The 22,065-nt window shown below is 67.5% G+C and carries 19 protein-coding genes; 6 read left to right on the top strand and 13 right to left on the bottom strand.

Annotated features, from left to right (window positions below; all coding sequences use genetic code 11):
• Positions 1–37: 37 nt before the first annotated feature.
• From H7F35_RS34195 to imuA, 3 genes are read right to left on the bottom strand one after another with little or no spacing between them, the layout of a single operon-like run.
• Positions 38–3,394 (bottom strand): error-prone DNA polymerase, encoded by a 3,357-nt coding sequence (locus H7F35_RS34195; RefSeq protein ID WP_187110893.1) that lies wholly within the window; start codon positions 3,392–3,394, stop codon positions 38–40.
• Complete coding sequence (locus H7F35_RS34200; RefSeq protein WP_187110894.1) at positions 3,387–4,733, bottom strand: Y-family DNA polymerase; 1,347 nt, start codon at positions 4,731–4,733, stop codon at positions 3,387–3,389. Before H7F35_RS34200 ends, H7F35_RS34195 begins: the two co-directional genes overlap by 8 nt.
• Positions 4,702–5,508: a translesion DNA synthesis-associated protein ImuA gene (gene imuA, locus H7F35_RS34205; RefSeq protein ID WP_187110895.1), complete on the bottom strand. Its 807-nt coding sequence runs from the start codon at positions 5,506–5,508 to the stop codon at positions 4,702–4,704. Before imuA ends, H7F35_RS34200 begins: the two co-directional genes overlap by 32 nt.
• 169 nt (positions 5,509–5,677) lie before the next feature.
• Here imuA and H7F35_RS34210 point away from each other — a divergent pair, with 169 nt between their 5' ends.
• Together H7F35_RS34210 and H7F35_RS34215 are read left to right on the top strand one after the other, a co-directional pair.
• Positions 5,678–6,511, top strand: coding sequence for a CmcJ/NvfI family oxidoreductase (locus tag H7F35_RS34210; protein ID WP_187110896.1), 834 nt, complete (start codon positions 5,678–5,680; stop codon positions 6,509–6,511).
• On the top strand, positions 6,508–7,131 hold the full coding sequence (locus H7F35_RS34215; protein WP_187110897.1) for a 2-hydroxychromene-2-carboxylate isomerase: 624 nt from the start codon (positions 6,508–6,510) through the stop codon (positions 7,129–7,131). Before H7F35_RS34210 ends, H7F35_RS34215 begins: the two co-directional genes overlap by 4 nt.
• Here the strand turns inward: H7F35_RS34215 and H7F35_RS34220 are convergent.
• Positions 7,117–8,037 (bottom strand): LysR substrate-binding domain-containing protein, encoded by a 921-nt coding sequence (locus tag H7F35_RS34220; RefSeq protein ID WP_187110898.1) that lies wholly within the window; start codon positions 8,035–8,037, stop codon positions 7,117–7,119. The two genes, H7F35_RS34215 and H7F35_RS34220, sit on opposite strands and share 15 nt — an antisense overlap.
• Before the next feature lie 114 nt (positions 8,038–8,151).
• On the opposite strand from H7F35_RS34220, the gene H7F35_RS34225 reads away from it, so the two are divergent.
• Positions 8,152–9,288 carry an ABC transporter substrate-binding protein gene (locus tag H7F35_RS34225; RefSeq protein WP_187110899.1) on the top strand — a complete coding sequence of 379 codons (1,137 nt, stop codon included), beginning with the start codon at positions 8,152–8,154 and terminating at the stop codon, positions 9,286–9,288.
• Between the two features lie 163 nt (positions 9,289–9,451).
• A complete protein-coding gene (locus tag H7F35_RS34230; protein ID WP_222621995.1) occupies positions 9,452–10,279 on the top strand; it encodes an aldo/keto reductase in 828 nt (275 codons plus the stop codon).
• Here H7F35_RS34230 and H7F35_RS34235 read toward each other — a convergent pair.
• The 7 genes from H7F35_RS34235 to H7F35_RS34265 form a co-directional block, all read right to left on the bottom strand.
• Positions 10,266–11,237 (bottom strand): Bug family tripartite tricarboxylate transporter substrate binding protein, encoded by a 972-nt coding sequence (locus tag H7F35_RS34235; protein ID WP_187110901.1) that lies wholly within the window; start codon positions 11,235–11,237, stop codon positions 10,266–10,268. The genes H7F35_RS34230 and H7F35_RS34235 overlap by 14 nt on opposite strands.
• Before the next feature lie 23 nt (positions 11,238–11,260).
• Positions 11,261–12,388: a porin gene (locus tag H7F35_RS34240; protein WP_187110902.1), complete on the bottom strand. Its 1,128-nt coding sequence runs from the start codon at positions 12,386–12,388 to the stop codon at positions 11,261–11,263.
• Between the two features lie 118 nt (positions 12,389–12,506).
• Entirely contained in the window at positions 12,507–14,207 is a 1,701-nt protein-coding gene (locus H7F35_RS34245; RefSeq protein WP_187110903.1) for a dihydroxy-acid dehydratase, read from the bottom strand.
• Positions 14,204–14,659, bottom strand: coding sequence for an aconitase X swivel domain-containing protein (locus H7F35_RS34250; RefSeq protein WP_187110904.1), 456 nt, complete (start codon positions 14,657–14,659; stop codon positions 14,204–14,206). Before H7F35_RS34250 ends, H7F35_RS34245 begins: the two co-directional genes overlap by 4 nt.
• Positions 14,656–15,951 (bottom strand): aconitase X, encoded by a 1,296-nt coding sequence (locus H7F35_RS34255; protein ID WP_187110905.1) that lies wholly within the window; start codon positions 15,949–15,951, stop codon positions 14,656–14,658. The genes H7F35_RS34250 and H7F35_RS34255 overlap by 4 nt, the downstream gene beginning before the upstream one ends.
• Before the next feature lie 52 nt (positions 15,952–16,003).
• Positions 16,004–16,855 (bottom strand): IclR family transcriptional regulator, encoded by an 852-nt coding sequence (locus H7F35_RS34260; protein ID WP_187110906.1) that lies wholly within the window; start codon positions 16,853–16,855, stop codon positions 16,004–16,006.
• Between the two features lie 82 nt (positions 16,856–16,937).
• Complete coding sequence (locus H7F35_RS34265) at positions 16,938–18,389, bottom strand: FAD-dependent oxidoreductase (protein WP_187110907.1); 1,452 nt, start codon at positions 18,387–18,389, stop codon at positions 16,938–16,940.
• 164 nt (positions 18,390–18,553) lie between these two features.
• Between H7F35_RS34265 and H7F35_RS34270 the strand changes: the two genes are divergently transcribed.
• Positions 18,554–19,549 carry a Bug family tripartite tricarboxylate transporter substrate binding protein gene (locus H7F35_RS34270; protein ID WP_187110908.1) on the top strand — a complete coding sequence of 332 codons (996 nt, stop codon included), beginning with the start codon at positions 18,554–18,556 and terminating at the stop codon, positions 19,547–19,549.
• Entirely contained in the window at positions 19,546–20,550 is a 1,005-nt protein-coding gene (locus H7F35_RS34275) for a Bug family tripartite tricarboxylate transporter substrate binding protein (protein ID WP_187110909.1), read from the top strand. The genes H7F35_RS34270 and H7F35_RS34275 overlap by 4 nt, the downstream gene beginning before the upstream one ends.
• A gap of 10 nt (positions 20,551–20,560) precedes the next feature.
• On the opposite strand, the gene H7F35_RS34280 is transcribed toward H7F35_RS34275, so the two are convergent.
• Together H7F35_RS34280 and H7F35_RS34285 are read right to left on the bottom strand one after the other, a co-directional pair.
• On the bottom strand, positions 20,561–21,421 hold the full coding sequence (locus H7F35_RS34280; protein WP_261803467.1) for an alpha/beta fold hydrolase: 861 nt from the start codon (positions 21,419–21,421) through the stop codon (positions 20,561–20,563).
• Complete coding sequence (locus H7F35_RS34285) at positions 21,418–21,978, bottom strand: cytochrome b (RefSeq protein ID WP_187110910.1); 561 nt, start codon at positions 21,976–21,978, stop codon at positions 21,418–21,420. Before H7F35_RS34285 ends, H7F35_RS34280 begins: the two co-directional genes overlap by 4 nt.
• Positions 21,979–22,065: the final 87 nt, after the last annotated feature.

A 22,065-nucleotide genomic window follows, 5' to 3' on the forward strand; every position in this document is an offset into this window, starting at 1 on the left:
GAGGCATGGAACGATCGGTTGCATTCGCGCATGGCACTCAATGGAAGTCCCGGCTGGTGTTGCTTTGCGCGAGCCGGCCCATGAGCGGCGTCAGGTCCTTGAAGCCGGTGGCGATCAGGTGCTGCACCTTGCCGCCGCTGTCGTCGTCGCGCTGCCAGGTGCCCTGCACCGCGAGCAGGTGCGACTTGAGCAAGGGCTCGCGCCAGGCCTCGATGACGTGGCTCCAGACGATCACGTTGACGTTGCCGGTCTCGTCTTCGAGCGTGACGAAGATAGTGCCGTTGGCGGTCCCGGGCCGCTGGCGGCCCTTGACGATGCCGCAGGCGCGCACGATCTGGCCGCTGGGCAGCGGGCGCAGTTCCTCGGCGCTCATGAGCTTCATGCGGGCCAGGCGCGGGCGCAGCAGCGCGAGCGGATGGCGGCGCAGCGTGAGGCCCAGGGACGCGTAGTCGCCCACAATCTCTTCGCCCTCTGGCGCGGCCGGCAGCAGCAGCGCCTGCTCGTGGATCGGCACGCCCTTGAGCAGGGCCGGCGAGCGATGCTGCGCGGTGGCGTCCCAGACTTGCTGGCGCCGATGGCCCGAGAGCGGCATCAGCGCATCGGCTGCGGCGAGCGCCGCCATGTCCTTGCCTTCGAGCTCGGCACGCAGGGCGAGGTCTTCGGTGCTGGTGAAAGGCGCTTGCGCGCGGGCTTTCAGCAGGCGTTCGGCGCCCTCCTTGCTGAGGCTGGAAACCCGATTCAAGCCAAGCCGCACCGCGGGCTGGTTGTCGTTGCCCAGGCGATCGGCATAGCGCGCGTCGGTACCACCCGGCATGCGCGGCGCATCCGGCGCGCGGGCTTCGAGGGTGGTGTCCAAGTCGCTGCACGTGACATCGACCGGCCGCACTTCGACGCCATGGCGGCGCGCGTCCTGCACGAGCTGCGAAGGGCTGTAGAAGCCCATCGGTTGCGAGTCGAGCAGCGCCGCGAGGAAGCAGGCGGGCTCGTAGTTCTTGAGCCAGCTGCTCACGGTGACCAGCAGGGCGAAGCTCGCGGCGTGGCTTTCGGGGAAGCCGTAGTCGCCGAAGCCCATGACCTGTTTGAAGATGGCTTCTGCGAAGCTGGCCTTGTAGCCGTTTTCGACCATGCCGTTCACGAGCTTGTCGTGGAACTTGCCGAGGCCGCCCTTGCGCTTCCATGCGGCCATTGCGCGGCGCAACTGGTCGGCCTCGTCGGCGGTGAACTTGGCCGCGATCATGGCGATCTGCATCACCTGCTCCTGGAAGATCGGAATGCCCAGCGTTCGCTCCAGTGCCGGGCGAAGCTCGTCTTTCTCGTAGACGATCGGCAGCTTCTTCCTTACCCGCTCGCGCTGCTTGAGATACGGATGCACCATGCCGCCCTGAATCGGCCCCGGCCGCACGATCGCGACCTCGATCACCAGGTCTTCATAGGTGCGCGGCTTCAGGCGCGGCAGCATCGACATCTGCGCCCGGCTCTCGATCTGGAACACGCCGATGGTGTCGGCGTCGCAGATCATGTCGAACACCTTCTGGTCGTCATTCGGGATGTGATGCATCTCCATCACCGAGCCTCGCCATCGGTTCATGTGGTCGAGCCCGCGCCGGATGGCGCTGAGCATGCCGAGCGCGAGCACGTCGACCTTGAGCATGCCCATGGCTTCGAGATCGTCCTTCTCCCACTGGATGACAGAGCGGTCTTTCATCGAGGCCTTCTCGACCGGCACCAGCCGCGTGAGCTTGGTGTGCGTAAGCACGAAGCCGCCGACGTGCTGGCTCAGGTGGCGAGGGAAGCCCTTGAGCCGCTGCGTCATCTCGATCCACTGGACCAGCTTGAGTTCGTCTTCTTCCACGCCGACGCGCGCGGCGGCCTGGAGCAACTGCTCGCCGAGCACGGTGTCGTCGAACCAGTAGTGGTCCTTGGCGAATTCGTCGATCAGCCGCTCGTCGATGCCGATGGCCTTGCCCACGTCGCGCAAGGCACTGCGTGCGCGGTAGCAGATGACGACGGCGGCGATGGCGGCGCGCTCGCGGCCGTATTTGTCGTAGATGTACTGGATGACTTCTTCGCGCCGCTGGTGCTCGAAGTCGACGTCGATGTCGGGTGGCTCGTGACGATGACGACTCAGGAATCGCTCGAACAGCAGATGACTCTTTTCAGGGCTGAGCGCAGTAATTCCCAAGCAGTAACAGACCACTGAATTGGCAGAGGAGCCACGCCCCTGACAGAGGATGTGTTGTGAGCGAGCGAAACGCACGATGTCCTCCACCGTCAGGAAGAACATCTCGTATCCGAGTTCAAGGATCAGGTCGAGCTCTTTCTGGACTTTCTCGCGCACAGTGTCAGGAACGCCGTCGGGATACCGGACTTGCGCTCCTTCCCACGTCTTTCGCACCAGCGTCTGTGTCGGCGTCTCATTGGTTCCTACCGTTTCGAGCGGGCACTTGTAGGTCTCCCGAATGATCCTCGGATCAAATTTGCACCGCTGCGCCACCACCAGCGTATTCGCCAACATCTCAGGCAGATAAAGCTCGGCCAGCCGCACGCGCTGCCGCAAATGCCGCTCGGCATTCGACTGCAGCGCAAAGCCGCACTCGGCCACCGTCTTGCCTTCGCGCACGGCCGTCAGCACGTCGTGCATCGGTTTCTGCGAACGCACATCCATGCGCACATCGCCGGCCGCCACCAATGGCACGCCGACTTCTTCGCCCGCCTGGATCAGCGTGACGAACCAGAGATCGTCGTCAAGCTCGTTGAACAGCTCCACTGCCAGCCAGAGGTTCTCTGCGTAAAGCGCCTTGGCGGCCAGCAGGTCTTCATGCAGCGTTGCCGTGTCCACCGCTCCACCGGGGTTTCGCTGCGGCACGAAAAGAACCTGGCAGTTCTGCAGTGAGGCCACGTCACTTTCCTCCCAACCCACGCGGTACTCGCCCTTGGGCAATTCGGTGTTGCGCGCAGCGGTGATGAACTCGCACAGGTTGCCCCAGCCCTCGGTGTCGTTCGCGATCACCACGAGCTTGAAGCGCTCGAACTGGAACTCGCTGCCGAACAGCAGGCGGAAATGGGGGTAGCGCAGGATCGGCGGCTCATCGGGATGCTCGCGTTCGTACTCATCCAGCTTCGCAGGCAAGTCACGCAAGCCCACATGCGCTCGCACGATGCCCGCCACCGAGCATTCGTCGGTGATGGCCAGCGCGGTATAGCCGAGCTGGTAGGCCCGCTCCACCATTTCTTCCGGCGTCGACGCGCCGCGCTGGAAGCTGAAGTTGGTCAGGCAGTGCAGTTCGGCGTAGTCCGGCAGCGCGAACGCGGGCTTTCTGCGCAGCGGCAACGGCAGCGCATGCACCTTGGCCGAATTGCGCCCCCTCAGTTGCCTGTCGCTCAGGTCAGGCATAGAACCCCTGCAGATACCAGCGCACCTCGCCGGAAGAAAAGCGCGTGGCAGGCCGCTCGCGAAAGATCCACACCAGTCCGGCTTCGGGGCTTTCCGCGACGTAGTAGTCGCGCATCGCGGGCTGGCCGCCGTCGTCCTTGTCGCCCCACCACCCCGCTTCGACGCGCTGCGGTCCGATCAGCTTGCTCAGCGGCCCGCGGTAGCACGGCCGCTCGCCGTCCATGTCGAGCAGCAAGGGCTCGGGCAGCAGCCACGGCGGATAGCTCGCGTCGGGTTGCGAGGCTGCGGCCCTGGCCTCCTTGCGGACCTTCTCGGGCACCTTGTCTTTCTGCAGCGCGGGCCGCCATGCCTGCTTGCGCTCCGGCCGGTGGTCGGCCTGCGCCGATGGCACCAGCACCTGCTGGGCCCCGAGCCGCACACTGAGCCGCTCGACCATCTCGTGCAGCTTGTCGCCCTTGCGGTTGTCTTCCGGCAGAAAGCTGGTGCTGGCGCCGGCCCACGGATCGGTTTCGAGGGTGCGCAGCTTCAGCCAGCTTACGGGCGCGGCCAGCGCGGTGAGGGCCAGTTTCTCGGACAGCAGGCGGCGCAGGTGCGCCATGTCCTGCGTGGGTTCGGCGGTGCGCACCGTGACCTGCTGGTACGGAGGCAGGTTCACGCCGTTGAAGCGCTTGAGGTCGAGCGTCCACTGCAGTTCGAGTGCACGCGCGCCGCGCTGGCGTGCACGCAGCCAGAACTGCAGCGTCGTCAGCAGGCGGTTGGCCGACCACATCAGCTCGGGCGCGGTCTCGGCCAGTGCGGGCAGTTCCAGCTTCTGCTCGAACACGTCGGGCAGCGTGAGCCAGGTGTGGCTTTCGGGGCGCAGGCCCCAGGCCATGTCGAGCGCTTCGCGCAGGCCCGCGCCAAAGCGCCGCGTGAGGCCGCCGCGCGGCAACGCGGCCACGTCGCCCCAGGTGCGGCAGCCGAGCCGTTCGAGCAGGTCGAGGTGAGCGTGCGCGGCGCTCAGCGTGTCGAGCGGCAGGCCATCCGGCATGTTCTTCGGCCGTTCCTCGTTGCGCGAGAACAGGCGCAGCCGCGCCAGTGCGATCAGGCTCGTGGCGCCCTGTGCACCCAGCATGCGTGCGTCGGGGATGGGGTTGGCGCCGAGCAGCACCCGCATCATCTGCAGCCGCCCGCCCCACAGGCGCTCGCAGGCGGAGACTTCGAGCATCAGGGCTTCGTCCTGCCAGGCGACATGGGGCGTGTACTGCAGCGCCCACCAGCCCAGGGCTTCGGGCGTGGGCAGCGGTTGTGCGTCGGGCGCGTCGGCGTCAAGCGACCACCGCAATGCGATCCAGTGCATTGGGGCCTCCTTTCCACGCGTCGATGCGCACCACGGTGGCCGACGATGCGGCTTCGCCCACAGGCACCGAGCCCAGTTGCTGCAGCCGCAGCTTGCGCCGCAGCCGGGCGGCGGCCAGCAGCGCGGTCATGCGCTCGTTGCGCGCGGGCAGCATCACCGGCGAAGCCAGCGGCGGACCGCGACGCTTGAGGATGTGCAGCTCGATCTGCGCGCTGTCGCTCTCGCAGCGTTCGACCTGGATGCGAAGCCGCGCGGGCGAGGCCGACTGCGCCACCGCCTCGGGCCGACAGACGAAAAGCAGCACCTCATGCTGGGCAGCAGCCAGTTGCAACCGCCGCAGCTCGGCCACGCGCGCCTGCGGCAGCCAGGCCACGACAGCGGCCACGTCAGCGCAGCGCAGCGCCTGCTCGCAGGCCCACAGCCGTGCGGGCGCGACATCGCTCTTGACCCACATCAAGGCCTCCACCGGCAGTCCCTGCGCCGCGAGCGAGGGACCGCAAGGCTCGTAAGGCGCGCCGATCAGCACGATCGGCCCGCCGCGCGTTGCCACCGCCTGCGCCAGCGCGGGCAGCAGCAGCCGCCAGACATGGGCCTCGGGCGTGCTCTGCAGCAGCTCCGTCATGGCGCCGACCGGCCAGCCGCCGCCCGGCAACTGTGCGTCGAGCGCGGCATGGCCGGTGGCCGTGACCTGCGCATCGGCCAGGCCGAGTTCGTCGGCATGCCAGACGCCACGGCCTGCGGCAGCGGAAAAGGAGTCGAGGAAAGGGAGGCCCATGATTGAACTGTTAACTGTATTTTTATACAGTATTTCATGGGTCGCAAGAAGGAAGATGTTTTTCTTCCCCGCTTGCCTTTTCATATTCCCATCACTCATGCCAAGGCGCCCAGAAGTCGTTTGAGCCGGGGTCGCGCTTTCGCTCCAATGCCAGGCAAAGGAGCCCCGCATGAACCACCCCACCGTCACCGCCGGCCTGAACTACCTGCAGCCTTCCGCGCTGCGTCCGTTCAGCTACACCTTCCAGCCACCACCCGGCACGCCCTGGGAAGGCGGCAGCTACGAACTGCGCCCCATGCCGATCTCGGATGCACGTGCCGCCGCGATGCCCACCGATATCGAGCGCGAAGGTTTCGTGCTGCGCGACGCGCCCACGGCCGTTGCCGACTTTCTCGACGACGCCGAGGTCACGGCCGTCTACCACCGCGAGGTGGCCGAACTGGCGCTGCAGGTGACAGGAGGCGCACGGGCCTATGTCTTCGACCATCTGGTGCGCCGGCGCGAAGCCGACCGCGCCGCCTTGAGCTTCGGCCGCCGCGCAGGCGACGGCAAGGCCGCTGCCAACGGCCGCATCCACAACGACTACACCGAGGAATCCGGTCGCCGCCGGCTGGCCATGGTGCTGACCGACCCCGGTGAAGCCGCGGCCGTGCGGCGCTACTGCATCGTCAACGTCTGGCGTTCGATCAAGGGCCCGGTGCTCGACACGCCATTGGCCGTGTGCGATGCACGTTCGGTGATGGCGAAGGACCTGGTCAGCGCCGAGGTGCGCTACCCGCGCCGCACCGGCGAGATCTACCTGGCGACCCATTCGCCTTCGCACCGCTGGTCGTACTTTTCGGCAATGGACCGGCACGAGGCGCTGGTCTTCAAGCAGTACGACTCGCAGCTCGGCGGCGTGTCGCGCTACACGCCGCACGCAGCCTTCGACCACCCCGATGCGCCCGCCGACGCACCGCTGCGCGAAAGCATCGAGGCCCGCTGCCTGGTGGTGTTCGAATGACGCCGCACGCATGCCCCCTGCTCGATTTCTGGTTCGACTTCGGCAGCAACTACAGCTATCTGAGCGTCATGCGCATCGAGGAAGAAGCGGCGCGCCACGGCGTCGGCATCCGCTGGCGCCCTTTCCTGCTGGGGCCGATCTTCCGGTCGTTCGGCTGGGAGTCGTCGCCTTTCGTGCTGCAGAAGGAAAAAGGCGACTACACGTGGAAGGACATGGCCCGCCAGTGCCGCAAGTACGGCTTGCCGTGGCAGCAGCCGACGAGCTTTCCGCGTCCGGCCGTGCTGCCGCTGCGCATCGCGCTGGTGGGTGCCACGCAGCCGTGGATGGGCGAGTTCTGCCGTCGCGCGATGGCGATGAATTTCGCAGAAGACCACGGCATCGACTCGCCGCAAATCATGCACGCGCTGCTGAGCGAGCTTGGCCTGCCGGCACACCGGGTCATCGATGAAGCCATCTCCGACGCCAACAAACTGCGGCTGCGGCACCAGACCGAAACCGCCGCCGAGAAAGGCATCTTCGGCGCGCCCACCTTCTTTGCCGGCGACGAGATGTTCTGGGGCAACGACCGCCTCGACGAAGCGCTGGCGTTCTGCAAGGAAGCAGGCTCAGGCGCCGCCTGACTGCTGTTGCTGCGCCTGGGCCGCCAGCCAGGCGGCCACATGGCGCACCTCTTCACGCGGTTCGTCTTCGGCCTGGATCAGCCAATAGGCATGCCCCGATGACTGAACCGGCTCGAGCGCGGCCACGCGCACGAGGCGCCTTTCATCGAGCAGCGGCTGGATCAGTTCGAGCCGCCCCAGCGCCACGCCCTGCCCGGCCAGCGCCGCCTGGATCAGCTGGTCGTACTGGTTGAAGTGCAGCACCGCCTGTGGCTTCGCATCGGCCCAGCCCACTGAGGCCAGCCAGTCGCTCCATTGCAGCCACGGGTGCTGCGGATCGTCGAATGCCAGCAGGTACAGGCCCGACACGGCCCCGGCCGAGCGCAGCGACTTCAGGCCCAGCGAGGAATGCGCCACGGGTGCCACCGTTTCACCGAAGAGCCGCAGCGCGCCAGCCGGCGCGAGCGCGGGCGTGGTGTAGCGGATGGCCAGGTCGATGCCTTCATTGCGCAGGTCGGCCAGCCGGTTGTTGGACGAGACGCGCACGTCCACGCCCGGATGCAGCTTCTGCACATGGGCCAGGCGCGGCAGCAGCCAGAGCCCGGTCATGCCGATGCTGGCGCTCAGGGTCACGGGGCGCTGCTCGCCGGCCTGGCGGATGCCGCCCATCACATCCTGCAGTTGCTGCACGACGCCGTCGGCGCTGCGGAAAAGCCGCTCGCCTTCGGCGGTGAAGGAGATCGAGCGATGGCCACGCACCAGCAGCTTCACGCCAAGCTGCGCTTCGAGCGCATGCACTTGCTTGCTGACCGCCGACTGCGTGACGCACAGGTCTTGCGCCGCGAGCGAGATGCTCATGCGCCGCCCCACCGCGACAAAGCCCCGCACCAGGTCGAGCGAGGCCATGCGAAGGAGCGAGAGTGGCATTCCCATGATGAATATGAGGCCGGATTCTCGGCCAGCGGGTGCCGCACCGCAACCAAAGAGCGATTTACCCGCGGGGAGCCGCGCCTTAAGATGATTTATTAACAGTTTGTGACCATGAAACACAAAAAGATTCATCTGCTGGCTTCGGCCTTGGCCGTCCTTGCCTTCGCCCTCCTTGGCCTGTCGTCAGCCGCGCAGGCGCAGACCAAGCCCATCGTGATCGGCCAGACTTACGTGAAGACCGGGCCGCTGGCCTCGTTGTCGACCGAGCCGCTCATCGGCATTCGCGCCATGTTCACGGCGCTGAATGCGAGCGGTGGCATCAACGGCAGGCCGGTCGAGCTGCGCCAGCTCGACGACGCCTACGACCCGGCCAAGGGCGCCGAGAACGTCAAGGCCTTCGTCAACGACGGCGCGGTCGGCATCCTGATGCCCATCGGCACGTCATCGTCGGTCGGTGCGCTGAAGGCGGCCAACGAACTCAAGGTGCCCGTGGTCGGTCCGTACACCGGCGCGGGCCCGGTGGTGAAGTTTTCCGAATACGGTTTTCCGGTGCGCATCAGCTTCGACGAGGAGTACAGCCGCATCGTGAACCACCTCTTCACCATCGGCCTGTCGCGCATCGCCTTTGCGCACAACGACAACCCGGGCGCACGCTCGGCGATGGAAAGCACGCAGAAATTCATTGCCGAGCGCGGCGACAAGATGGTCGGCAGCGTGGCAATCAAGAACGACGGTTCGGACGCCGCCGAGCGCGCCACCGAACTGGCCAAGCTCAAACCCAAGGCGGTGGTGCTGTCGGCCACCAACGATGTGGCGGCCAAGTTCATCACGGCCTACCGCGCGGCGGGTGGCGAGACCGCCTTCTATTCGTTCTCTTTCCTGAACGGGCAGAAGCTGTTCCAGGACATCAAGAAGGACGCGGCCGGCGTGGTCATCTCGCAGGTCGTGCCCTACCCGTGGAACAGCGCGATGCCGGTGATTGCCGAGTACCAGGCGGCCATGAAGAAGATCGGCGCGACCGAGTTCAGCTATGCGAGCCTGGAGGGCTACGTCACGGCCAAGGTCATGGTCGAAGGCCTGAAGCGCGCGGGGCCGAACCCCACGCCGGACACGCTGCACAAGGGCCTCGAATCGTTCAAGACGCTCGACATCGGCGGCATTGCGGTGTCCTACAGGCCCGGCGAGCACCGCGGGCTGACCTTCTCCGAACTGTCGATGCTCAAGGCCGACGGGCGCTATCTGCGCTGAGCCCTTCCGGGCGCGGCCGGCCCGCAGGAGAATTTCCTTCGTGACCTCCTCCACGCAGCCATTGCCGCTTCCCGCGCTCACACGCGCCCGGTTGCTCCGGCTGGGTGCGGCGCTTTGCGCCAGCGCCGCCCTTCCCTCCTTCGCGCAACAAGGCAGACCCGCGATGAAGATGAACACCCGTCCCATCCCTTCCACGCAGGAAGCCTTGCCGGTGATCGGCTGTGGCACCTGGATCGGCTTCGACCAGCGCCCCGGCACCGACGAATACAGGCGCCTGCCCGGCGTGCTCGACGCCCTGTTCGCAGCCGGCGGCACGGTGATCGACAGCTCGCCGATGTACGGCCGCTCCGAGGAAACCGCCGGCGAACTGCTGGCCGCGAGCGGGCAGCGCGACAAGGCATTTCTCGCCACCAAGGTCTGGACTTCGGGCCGCGAAGCCGGCATCGCGCAGATGGAGCAGTCGTTCACGCGACTGCGCACCGAGCGCATGGACCTGATGCAGGTGCACAACCTCGTCGACTGGCGCGCGCACCTGGCCACGCTGCGCGGCTGGAAGGACAAGGGCCGCGTGCGCTACATCGGCATCACGCACTACACGGCCTCGGCCTATGACGAAGTCGAAGCCGTGCTGCGCGCGGAGAAGCTCGACTTCCTGCAGATCAACTACTCGCTCGATGCGCGCGAGGCCGAACAACGCCTGCTGCCGCTCGCGGCCGAGCGCGGCGTGGCGGTGATCGTCAACCTGCCCTTCGGTGGCGGCGGCCTGCTGCGGCGGCTGCGCGACAAGCCGCTGCCCGCCTGGGCCGGCGAGATCGGCTGCACGAGCTGGGCGCAGGTGCTGCTGAAGTTCGTGCTGAGCCACCCGGCCGTGAACTGCGCGATCCCGGGCACGAGCCGCGCCGAGCACATGGCGGACAACGCCGCGGCCGGCGCGGGCACGTTCCCGGACGCGGCGTTCTGGCGCCGCGAGGCCGCCACTATTCGAACTTGACGTTGTGCTCCCGCACGGTGGCGCCGAAGGCGTCGTACTGCGTGCGGAAGAACTCGCCGAACTTCGCGGGGCTCATGCCGTAGCCCTCGAAGCCCTGCTGCACCAACTGCGCATGCACGTCGGGCCGCTTGAGCGTGCTCTGCAACTCCAGCGAGAGCTTGTCGGTGATCGCCTGCGGCAGGCCCGGTGGTCCGAAGAAGCCGGCCCATGGCGTGATGGTGAGCTTGCCCAGCCCCAGTTCACCGCCCGTCGGCACATCCGGCAGCAGGCCGCTACGCTGCGGCAGCAGCGTGACCAGCGCGCGGATGCGCCCCTCCTTCACGAAACCGGGCGCCAGCGTGCCGGTGGTGAACATCATGTGGATCTGCCCGCCCAGCAGGTCGGTCATGGCCTGCATGTCGCCCTTGTAGCGCGCGTTGACCACCTTGCGCTCGCCCAGCAACTGCAGCATCGCCAGTTCCGACGCGCTGTTGCTCGATGCCGAGTTGTAGTCGCCGGGCTTGGCCGCCACCATCGCCAGCAGCTCGTTCACGCTCTTTGCCGGCAGGCTGGCCGGCACCACCAGGAACATCGAGAACTGCCCGGCCGAGCTGATCGGCGTGAAGGCCTTGAACGGGTCGTAGGGCGAGGTCGGCCGCAGCGTGGGCGCCGCCACCATCGCGGTGTTGGTGCCCATCAGCAGCGTGTAGCCGTCGGGCTTGGCCGACGAGGTGGCCTGCGCCGCGAGCACGCCGTCGGCGCCGGGGCGGTTCTCCACGATCACCTGCTGGCCGAGCTGCTTGGACAGCCCCTCCGCAATGATCCGCGTGAGCGCATCGGCGCCGCCACCGGGCGCGAAGCCGACGATCAGCCGCAGCGGCTTGTTCGGATAGGCGTCGGCGCTCCAGGCCGCTGCGCCCGGAAGCATCGCGGCCGGGAGAGCGGCAAGGGCCGCAAGGTTCAGGTTTCTGCGTCGCATGAAAGCCTCCTTGGTTCGGAAGATCAGAAGAGATGCCGCACACCGAACTCCCACCCCGACGAGCGCTTGCCGCCCGCCGGCGCGACGCCGCCGCTGACCACGTAGCGCGCTTGCCCGCTGTTCATCAGCCGTGCGTAGGTGCCGTAGAGCGCGGTGCGCCTGGAGAGGTTGTGCACGTAGCCGATGCCGAACTGGCGCGCGTCGTCGCGGTTGCGCGGCATGCCGTTGGCGTTGCGCAGGCTGTCGTCGCTGCGGTCGTCCAGGTAGGCATAGCTCACGCGGATGCGGCCGACCTCGAAGGCCGGAATGTGCGCGCCGATCTCGGCGGTGTTCTTGCGCACCGTGCCGGCCGCGAGCTTCACCGTCACCTTGTTGTAGAGCGCGAAGAACTTCGCAAAGCCCGCATCCCACGAGCCGCCGATGTTGGCGTGCGTGTAGTTGCCGATGGTGGCGGTGGTATTGAAATGCGAGCGCGTGACGGCCGCTGCGATGTCGAACGCGCCCGAGGCAAAACCGAAACGCGCACCGGCGAAGTTGCCGTCGTCGCGGTTCGGTGCGGTGGAGATGTTCTCCCCGGTGCCGGCCATCGCCATGCCGTAGAAGCCACCGAGCTTGGGCGGCAGCCAGTAGCTCACCGTGTTGCTGCCGGTGATGGCCGTGGGCAGCGGCCCGGTACCCGCGCCCGCGAACGTGAGGTTGCCTGCGCGTGCCACGCCATTGGCATTGAAGGGGTCGAAGTAGATGCTGTTGTAGTGCGTCGGAATGAAGTCGTGGCCCAGGCGCACTTCGCCCAGCGTGGCCGACGCGAGGCTCACGAAGGACATGCGGTCGAAGGTGATCGGTCCTGCGGTGCCCGCACCGCTCGTCTGGTTGTTGCTGTTGCTCGGCCGGCCGGTGCCCAGGTCGGGGTTGAGGCTGCCTTCGAGCCAGAAGCCCGCGCTGAGCCCGCCGCCCAGGTCTTCAGTGCCGCGGAAACCGAGCCGGCTGGTCGAGAGCCCGCCGTTGGACAGCGCCTTGACCGAGCCGCCTCCAACGCCGTTCGTGTACTGGATACCGAGGTCCATCACGCCGAACACGGTGACGCTGGATTGCGCATGCGCCGCGCTGCTGCTGGCCAGTCCGATGGCCGACCACATCAAAATTTTCTTCATGGTTTTTTGTCTCCTGCTTCTTCTCTTGGGTTGAAAAACTTCTGGAATCACGCGCAGGGCTGCGCCACCGGGTGCGAACGGGTGTCCGCACCGGTTGGCGAAGGCCGGGGAAAAAGGTCTAGCCGGGGGGCTGGGGGCGTTCGGTGCGCACGAGCACGGCGCCCTTCGAAAGCGGGCTCACGTTGCGCCGGTACTGCTGCAGCCAGCCGGTGTCGAAGGCCGGCGGCGGTGCCTGCCAGTCGGCGCGGCGGGCCTGGAGTTCGGCGTCGGTCAAAGCGATGTCGAGCCGGCGTGCATCGAGGTCGATGGTGATCACGTCGCCGTCACGCACCAACCCGAGCGGGCCGCCGAGCGCGGCTTCGGGCGACACCTCGGCCACCACGAGGCCCTTGCAGACGAGACCCGAGAGATGCCCGTCGGTGAGCAGCGCGACCTGGTCGCCAAGCCCCGCGCCGTCGACGGCAAAGACCACGCGCGATGCGCCCCCGCCCATGGCCGGCCCGCCGCACGCGCCGGCGCCGCGCATCACGATCACCTGGCCGGGGACGATCTCCTTGTTCTTCAGCGCGGCGATGGCAGCGTCCGAAGTCCAGAAGCACACGGCCGGCCCGGTGAAGCGCCGCACCTTGCGCTCGGCGATGCCGGTCTTGATGAGGCCCGACTCGGGCGCGAGGTTGCCGCGCAGGAGCACGATGGCCGGCAACGGCGCGACCGGGCGGTCGATGGGGCGGATCACCTCGGCATCGGCCACTTCAGCGGTGCGCAGGTTGTCGGCCACCGTGCCGCCAGTCACCGTGAGCGCGCCCGTGTCGAGCAACGGCGCGAGCTGCTTCATCAGCGCACGGCAACCGCCCGCCGCCTCGAAAGCTTCGATCGAATGCTCGCCGATGGGCCGCACGCCAGCGAGCACCGGCGTCATCGGGCCCAGGCTTTCGAAGAGGCCGTACACGTCGACGCCGCACTCGCCTTCGGTCGATATGGCCTGCAGGTGCTTGGCCGTGTTGAGCGAGCCGCCGACGGACAGCACCGCGCGCACCGCATTGGCAAAAGCGCCGGACGAGAGGATGTCGCGCGGCTTCAGGTCGTCCAGCACCATCTGCACGATGCGCGTGCCCGCCGCGCGCACGTCGTCCATCATCTTCGGGCTCAGCGCGGCCACCGGCGCGCTGCCGGGCAAGGCCATGCCGAGCGCCTCGCAGACGATGTGCATCGAGTTGGCCGTGCCCAGGCCCGAGCACACGCCCGGCCCGCGAATCGCCTCGCGGCTCATGCCCACGAGTTCTTCCACCGGCAGGTTGCCGGTGACCGCGTGCATCGCGCCGATGAACACCTCCTCGATGTCCATGTGCCTGCCGCGGTACTCGCCGCTGGGCTGGTAGCCGCAGGGCACGAGCAGCGTCGGGATATTGAGCCGCGCCGCCGCCATGAGCTGGCCCGGCACCGTCTTGTCGCAGGAGGTGAGGCAAACCATGCCGTCGAGCTGCGCGCCTTCGACGGCCACCTCGATGTCGTTGGTGACGAGGTCGCGCGCGCCCAGCATGTAGGCGCCGCGCGCACCCGCGCCGGTGATGAAGTCGCTGGGCGCTGCGGTGCGTATCTCGAAGGGCACGCCGCCCGCCGCGCGGATCGCCGCCTTGATTTCCACCGCCACCTTGTCGAGGTGGCTGAAGCACGCGGCCAGCTCCGAGGAGCTGTTGACGATGGCGATCTTGGGCTTCTCGCAATCCTCTTCCGGAATGCCGAGCGCACGCCAGTGCGCATTGCGCACCGACCAGAGGTAGGAGCCGCGCGGGAAGTTGCTGCGCAGGGGGCGTGTCATGGGCGGTCTCCGGTCTTGTTCTTCTTGGTGATCTCGATCACGCCGCGGTCGGCGTCCACGCGCACCCAGTCGCCGGTCGCTATGCATTCAAGCGGATCGCGTTCGAAATCGGTCATCGAGGGCGCGTGCGTGACCACCGCGCCAAGCGCCATCTTGGTCGTCATCTCGTTGAACAGGAACGCCGCCGGCGCCGAATTCATGAGCCGCGTCATGTGGAACATCGCGGACCAACCCGAGGAGCCCTTGGCGCCCGGGAACACCAGCACCTTGCCCGCAAAGCTCTGGCCACGCAGTTCATGCCGCGTCTCGATGACGGTGCCGGTGCGCGGGTCGATGCCGCCCCAGCCCGAGATGCGGTCGCGCGTGACCAGCGCTTCGCCTTCGGCAACGCCGCCCACTACCTTGCGGCCGTGGATGACGATGGTTTGTTCGGTGATGACGGCGTCGCTCATGCGTAGGCTCCGTTCCAGCGGCCGGTGCAAGCGGCATCGATGCATTCGGCCGTGCTGCCGAACCACGCCTGCACGCCGAGGATGGCGGGCAGGTAGTGCGCCTGCTTGGCGGAATCGAGCGCCACCGTCTTCGTGCCCTTGGGCACCGCACGGCTCATGGCGGAGCAGCTGTCGCTCATGAGGATGCCGCCCGCGTCTTCGATGATCTTGGTGTAGCCGTTGCGATCGGCCAGCGACTTGATGGCGCGCGGCGTGAAGATCCACAGCTCGCAATCGGGGTGAACCTTGCGCCCTTCGATGAGCTGCGTGGCCTCCCAGATCTGCTCGATGGTGTAGTGCGGGCAGCCCAGCATCACGTACTGCACTTCCGCATCCTTGCCGGTGACGTTGATCTTCTCGTAGGTGGCGCGGCGCTCGGCCTCGCCGTAGCGCAGCACCTCGACCGGTGCGCGGCCGCCTAGCGCCTGCTCCAGCGTCAACGCCTCGGGCGTGATGCCGGCGATGTGGTACATCTCCACGCCGCCCGACGACGACGCGGCTGCGCCAAAGTGCTTGAGCCGCGGCAGGTTGGGCACGCGGCCGATGCCACGCTTGCTGTGCACCACCGGCACGCGCTCCTGCACGTGCTCGCCGATGTAGTAGCCGAGCAGGCCCCAGTCCTGCACCGACTCGACCTCGATGTCGAGTTCGATCACATGCGTGGCGCGGCGGTTTTCGTCGAGGTGGTAGCCCCAGTAAGGAATGCGGCCGGTGAGCATGGCGGCGCCGGTGCTCTCGCGGCCTTCGGTGTTGGTGCGTGCGCCCAGCACGGAATTGCAATACACCACCGCCGACGACTCCATCCACGCGCAGTGCTCGCCGCGCGTCGGGATGTTGCCGACCTGGTAGGGCGTGCAGGTGTTCATGATCTGCGCGCCCAGGCCGGCCGCATGGCGTTCGCTCCGGTTGTAGAACTGGACGATCTCCTCGCTCACGCCCATGCGCTCGGGCTGGCCGGGGTCGAAGCCCAGCTGCAGGTGGCTGGTGAAGACCTTGAACTTCGGAATCTCCACAGTCTCCTGGCTGTCGAGGCTGAATTCGGAGAACACCGCGTCCATGCCGCCGCCCTTGGCAAGCGCGAAGTCGCGCTGGAAAGGCGTGGTCGAGGTGATGGTGGCGCAGACGTTGCGCGTCTCGACCAGTCGCTCGGCGCCGAGGGCTTCGCCGTAGCGCATCAGCAGGTCCATCGCCTTCTGTACGGCCGGTCCGTCGCGGCCGTCATACATGGCTTTTTCTTCGTTGCTCAGGTGCATGACCTGTGTCTCCGTTCTTCTGTCGTCGTGGGGAATGTCCCCGGCCGGGCTGCTAGCCCGGCGAGGGTGTGGGTACGTGGCCCCCGATGTCGCGCGCGATGGTGAGTGCGATGTCGTGCAGGCGCGGTGCGAGTTCGTTGCGCAATCTGTCTTCGGTAAATACGAAAGCAGCGCCGCCGCCGTTGAGAGCCATCACTTCGCCGTCCGGCCCGATGAGCGGCACCGACACCGAGTTGATCTCGCGGTGGAATTCGCCGAGCGACAGGCAGTAGCCGAGCCGCTTCGATTCGCCAATGGCGCGGTTCATGTTGGGTGCGATGCTGTCCCACTCGGGGCCGCGCAAGAGACGCATCGAATCGATCAGCTGGTTGCGCTGCGCCTCGGGCAAAGCCGAGAGGTACGACCGGCCCAGTGCCGAGTTGGCCAGCGGCGCGCGCGAGCCCACGTCGAGCCGTGCCGAGAGCATCGACGAGCGCGGGCGGCAGGCCTCGATCAGCACCATCTCCATGCCGTCGCGCACCGCCAGGTAGACCGAGGCACCAACCTCCTCCGCCATCGCCTGCATGCTGGGCCGCGCGGCGGCGCGCACGTCGAGGCTGCCGAGGAACACACGCGAGAGCGACACCACGCCCGGCCCGAGCATGAAGCGGTCGGCCGCCTGCGCAGGCTTGAGCATGCCCATGGAGAGCAGCGTCGCAACCAGACGATTGACGGTGGGGCGCGGAATGCCGGTCATGCGCGCCACGTCGGCGTGGCCGAGAACCGGGCGCTCTTCGCTGAAGCAGCGCAGCACCGAGATGCCGCGCTCCAGCGCGCTCACGGTGTCGGAGCGTTCGCCGCGTGAATCTGCGACGGCATCGGAGGAGGCCACGGAAAGAGAGCTGTCGTTTTTGTCAGTGGACATGAAGGGACCCTTTGAACGCTTTGCAAGACTCTGCAATGTAGAGGCTCGCGAAAGCAGGTCCGTCGGGTTCATGGCAGAGCACTCAGGCGCCGGCTTCGGCCGTGTCGGAAACCCCGACGCCCTGCGCAGCGCCCGTCCGCAGGTACACGCCCTGCCCCAGCAGCGCGGACTGCAGCGCGCCGGTGTCGACGAAGCGCGGCGCAATGCCGCCTTGCGACGCCAGCGCCGCCGCCACGCCCGCGGCTTGGCCCGTGATCCAGCACTGCGGAATCTCGCGCATGAAGCCGTGCGAGTTGCGGTCGCACGAGATGTGGCGCCCGCACGCAACGAGGCCGTCGAGCTGCTGCGGCACCAGCGCGCCATAGGGAATGGAGATGTTCGGAAACTTGGGCGACACCGCGGGCGACACGCCGATCTCGTCGGCCAGCGCCACGCCGTCGGGCCACTGGCTGCGCAGCACCGCGCCCACACCGCTCAGGCGCCGAGCATGGCGCACGCCGATCTGCGGCGCGCTCAGCATCAGGTAGGCGTCCTCGAAGCCCGGCGCGTGCGCCTTGAAGTAGTCCAGGTGCGCGGCCATCGCGCGGTGCGAGCGCACTTCGACGGCCGTGAGGTCGTCCACGTCGAGTGCCGAGTAGCCCGACTGGCGCGGCCCCATGAAGAGCGCCACGTCGTTGCGCCACGAGACGAAGGGCCGCTCGAACAGGCCGAGTTGCTCGCGTCCGCGCGCCATGAAGCCGGCAAACGCATCGGGCTGGCCGGCCTTGAACGCGATCCAGCGGTTCATGTCGACACCGCCGAACAGCCACGAGGTGTTCATGCAGTGGTGCACGTCGGCTTCTTCGATGTCGTTCACATAGGCGGCGCCGGCACGGGCGAACAGGTCGCCGTCGCCGGTGGCGTCGACCACCACGTCGGCCATGATCGCCATGCGGCCTTCCTTGCTCTCGAACACAACGCCCTTCACGGCGCCGTCCTGCACGATGGGAATGGCGGCCCACGAGTGATAGATGAGCTTGACCTTGCGCTCCAGCACGATCTCTTGCGACAGCAGCTTGAGCCGCTCGGGGTCGATGGTGGGCGACCAGGTGACCACGCCGTGATAGGCGGCCGTGCGCTGCGACCAGTGCGCGGCCTTGGCCGTGTCCTGCGAGCCCCAGTCTTCGCGCGAGGGGCCGGCGATGGCGTCGGCGGGCAGGCGGTCGAACAGTTCTTCGGCGAAGCCGCGGATCACCAGCTTGCCTTCCCAGTCGGTCATGCGGTCGATCCAGATCACCAGGCCGCCGGTGGAGAGGCCGCCCAGGTGGTTGTAGCGCTCGAGCAGCGCCACGTCGGCGCCCGCGCGGGCCGCGGCTGCGGCGGCCGCGGTGCCGGAAGGACCGCCGCCGACCACCAGCACGCCGCAGCGGTGATAGACCGGGATGTTCTTGCCGGGCTCGGCCCAGCTGCCGTGATCAGGGCGCTTGACGCGGCTGTCGCGATCGAAGATGTCGGAGGACAGGATGCGCTCGTCGGTGCGGACGACAGTTTTCATGGATAGGTGTCTTGGATGGGCTGTTTCATCGTATTTTGATTTCAATGTTCATTTTGTCAAACACATAATCCATAAAAAGCCATTTGTTCGGGGTATTCCCTAGTTAATATGGATTTTTATGATTTTCTAAATCAATATAAGAAGACAGAACAACGGAGACATTGATGAAAAAACTCGACGGCACCCGCCGTGCGTTCGGCTCGGTGCTTGGCGCCGCGGCCCTGCTGGGCCTGGCACCGCTGGCCATGGCACAGGACTTTCCGGCGCGCAGCAAGCCCATCCGCATCGTCGTGGGCTTCACGGCCGGCGGCGGCACCGACGCGCAGGCGCGCATCGTGGCGCTGAAGCTGGGCGAGGTGCTGGGCACCAGCGTGATCGTCGACAACAAGCCCGGCGCCAGCACCATGCTGGCGGCCAACGAGGTCTCGCGCGCGCTGCCCGACGGCTACACGCTGCTGTACGCGCCCTCTTCCACGATGGCGCAGAACCCGCACACCTTCGCGCAGGTGCCCTACGACCCGTTCAAGGACTTCACCGCCATCTCGATGGGCGGGCGCGGGCCGCTGGTGCTGTCGGTCAGCACCACGGTGCCAGCCAACAACGTGAAGGAACTCGTGGCCTACGTGAAGGCCCACCCCGGCAAGGTGAGCTATGCCTCGTTCGGCGCGGGCACCTCGTCGCACATCTACGGCGAGGCCTTCGTGAAGAAGACCGGCATCGACGCGGTGCACATCCCCTACAAGGGCGGCTCGGACGCGGCGAAAGACCTGATCGGCGGGCGCGTGCAGTACATGTTCGACTCGGCTTCGTCGGCCATCATCACCTCGGCCACGGGCAAGGTGAAGGTGCTGGCCATCGCGGCGAACGCGCGCATCGCCGCGCTGCCCGACGTTCCCACCTTCGCCGAACAAGGCTATGCAGGGCTCGACTTGCCGAGCTGGCTCGGCTTCTACGGGCCGGCGCACATGCCGGCGCCGGTGGTCGCGAAGCTCAACGCGGCGCTCACGCGCGTGCTGGCGATGCCGCAGGTGCGCGAGTTCTACCTCTCGGGTGGCTACGAAGCCGGCGCAACGACGCCGGAAGAATTCGCCGGCATCACGCGCTCGACCTATGAGCGCTGGGGTGCGCTGGTGCAGCAGGTAGGCTTGTCCAAGCAATGACTCCCTCTTTTTTCATCGCCAGGCGCAGCCTCACCGCGTGGATCGCACTGGGCGCCGCTGCCCTGCCGCTGGCCACGCTCGCGGCCCAGCCCGCGGCCTTTCCGGAAAAGGGCCGCAGCATCCGCATCGTGCTCGGCCTTGCGGCGGGTGGCGCCTCCGATTCGCAGGCGCGCTTCGTCGCCAACAAGCTCGGCGAGGTGCTGCAGACGCCGGTGATCGTCGAAAACCGGCCGGGCGCGAGCTTCATCCTCGCGACGGAAGAGGTGATCCGCGCGGCGCCCGACGGCTACACCTTCATGTACGCGCCCTCTTCCGTGGTGGCGCAGAACCCGCAGACGCTGGCACAGGTGCGCTACGACCCGTTCAAGGATCTCACGCCGATCTCGCTCGGCGCACGCGGGCCGCTGGTGCTGACCGTACACACCAGCGTGCCGGCACGCAACGTGCAGGAGCTGGTGGCCTACATCAAGGCCAATCCGGGGAAGATGAGCTACGCCTCGTTCGGCACCGGCACCTCGTCGCACATCTACGGCGAGGCGTTCGCGCGGCAGGCCGGGCTGGACGTGGTGCATGTGCCCTACAAGGGCGGCGCCGATGCGGCGAAAGACTTTCTGGCGGGCCGCGTGCAGTACTACTTCGACGCGGCGCCCAACGCCATCCAGAACACGGCCACCGGCAAGGTCCGCATGCTGGCGGTGGCGGCGCCCAAACGCAGCCCGATGCTGCCCGACGTGCCGACGATGACCGAGCAAGGCGTGAGCGGCGTCGACATGGCGAGCTGGCTGGGCTTCTACGGGCCGGCGCGCATGCCGGCGCCGGTGGTCGCGAAGCTCAACGCCGCGCTGGCGCAGGTGCTGGCCATGCCGGCCACGCGCGACTTCTTTCGGCAGGGCGCCTACGAAGCCGAATCGTCGACCCCGCAGCAACTGGCCGACCTGACACGCACGACCTACGACCAGTGGGCCGGCACGATCCGCAAGCTGGGCCTCACCAAGCAGTGAGGGCCGGGGGTCAGCCCAGAAACGCCAGCAGCCGCGCGTTGACCTGCGCGGCGCGCTCGTACTGCACCCAGTGCCCGGCGCCGTCGATCACCGTGCCTTCGCGGTCCGGCCCTTCTGCCACCAGTTGCGCCACCAGCGGTCGCGGGTCGGCAGTGACGTCGTATTCGCCCCAGAGCAGCAGCGTCGGCACGCCCAGCGCGTCGAGCGCGGTCTGCAGGCCGCCCGCGAGCGACACCTCCTTGCTGCGAAAGCGCGTGCCATGGCAGGAGATGTCGTGGATCTCGAAGGCCAGCGGGTCGATGGCCGCCTTGTCGTGCAGCATCAGCGCCCCCAGGTTGTGCAGCAGCGCGGCGCGTTCCGCCTCGCGGTCGGGTGCGGCGCGCCAGTTGATCATTTGCACCGTCATGCGACGCAGCGTGCCGTGGCCGCCGCTGCCCATGAGCGCCAGGCGCCGGATTGCGCCGCGCTGCACCGCGAAGCGGGCGGCGGTCAGGCCGCCGAAGGAAAAGCCGCCCAGGTCGATGGGCGTGCCCGCGCCGATCAGCGCGTCGAGCGTCCCGCCGAGCGCCTTCAGCAGCGGCGGGAGCGAATCTTCGCCGGGTGCCACGCGGGGCAGCGCATCCGAATCGTGAAAGCCCGGCATGTCGGGCAGCCAGAGCGTGCGGCCGGCCGACAGCGCCTCGGCGTTGCGCAGCCAGTGCATCCAGCTGCCGTGGCCGCCGTGCAGCAACACCAGCGGCGGCTTCGAGGTGTCGGTGCCGAAGCGGCGCCAGCGCACGCGCACGCCTTCGTGCACCGGGTCGTGGTGCGTGGAAAGCGCATCGATGCGCGCGATCTCGGTGCGGGCCTGTTCCATGGTGCCGGCGCTCATGGCAGCATCCGCTGGAGTTCGGCTTCGCCGTCGAGAAACTGGTGCTTGAGAGCGCCCAGCACATGCAGCCCGAACATCACGTAAAGCACATAGCCGGCCCAGGTGTGCACACCGCCAAGCACGGTGTGCCAGGTTTCCTTGGCGACGGGCTCGACGGCCATGATCCAGCCGATGCGCGGCCACTCGAACAGCCCGAAGAGCTGCATCGGATGCGTGGCCGCGTCCTTCCAGGCCGAGTCGTGCATCCAGCCTGACAGCGGCAGCAAGACCATCAGCAGGTAAAGCACGCCGTGGGCCGCATGCGCGGCGAAGCGTTCGAGCGGCCCGTACGAACCGGGCATCGCCGGTGGCCGGTGCGTGGCACGCCACAGAAGCCGCAGGATCACGAGCCCCAGCACGGTGATGCCGATCGATTTGTGGGTGTCGACGGCGGGGCGCACCCAGTCGTCGGGGTAATGGTCGACCAGCAGGATCAGTGCGATGTTGATGGCCATGAGCACCGCGATCAGCCAATGCAGTGCAATGGCGGTTCGGGTGTAGCGGGTTTGTGCAAGCATGCGGGGAATTTTCGGGCGGAGGCCGACTCAGTCAGTGGCGCTTTCGATTGTCCCGGCTTTGTCCTGGGCCTTTTGAAACCGCTGGCC

This window comes from Variovorax sp. PAMC26660, assembly GCF_014302995.1.
Classification (GTDB): Bacteria; Pseudomonadota; Gammaproteobacteria; order Burkholderiales; family Burkholderiaceae_C; genus Variovorax.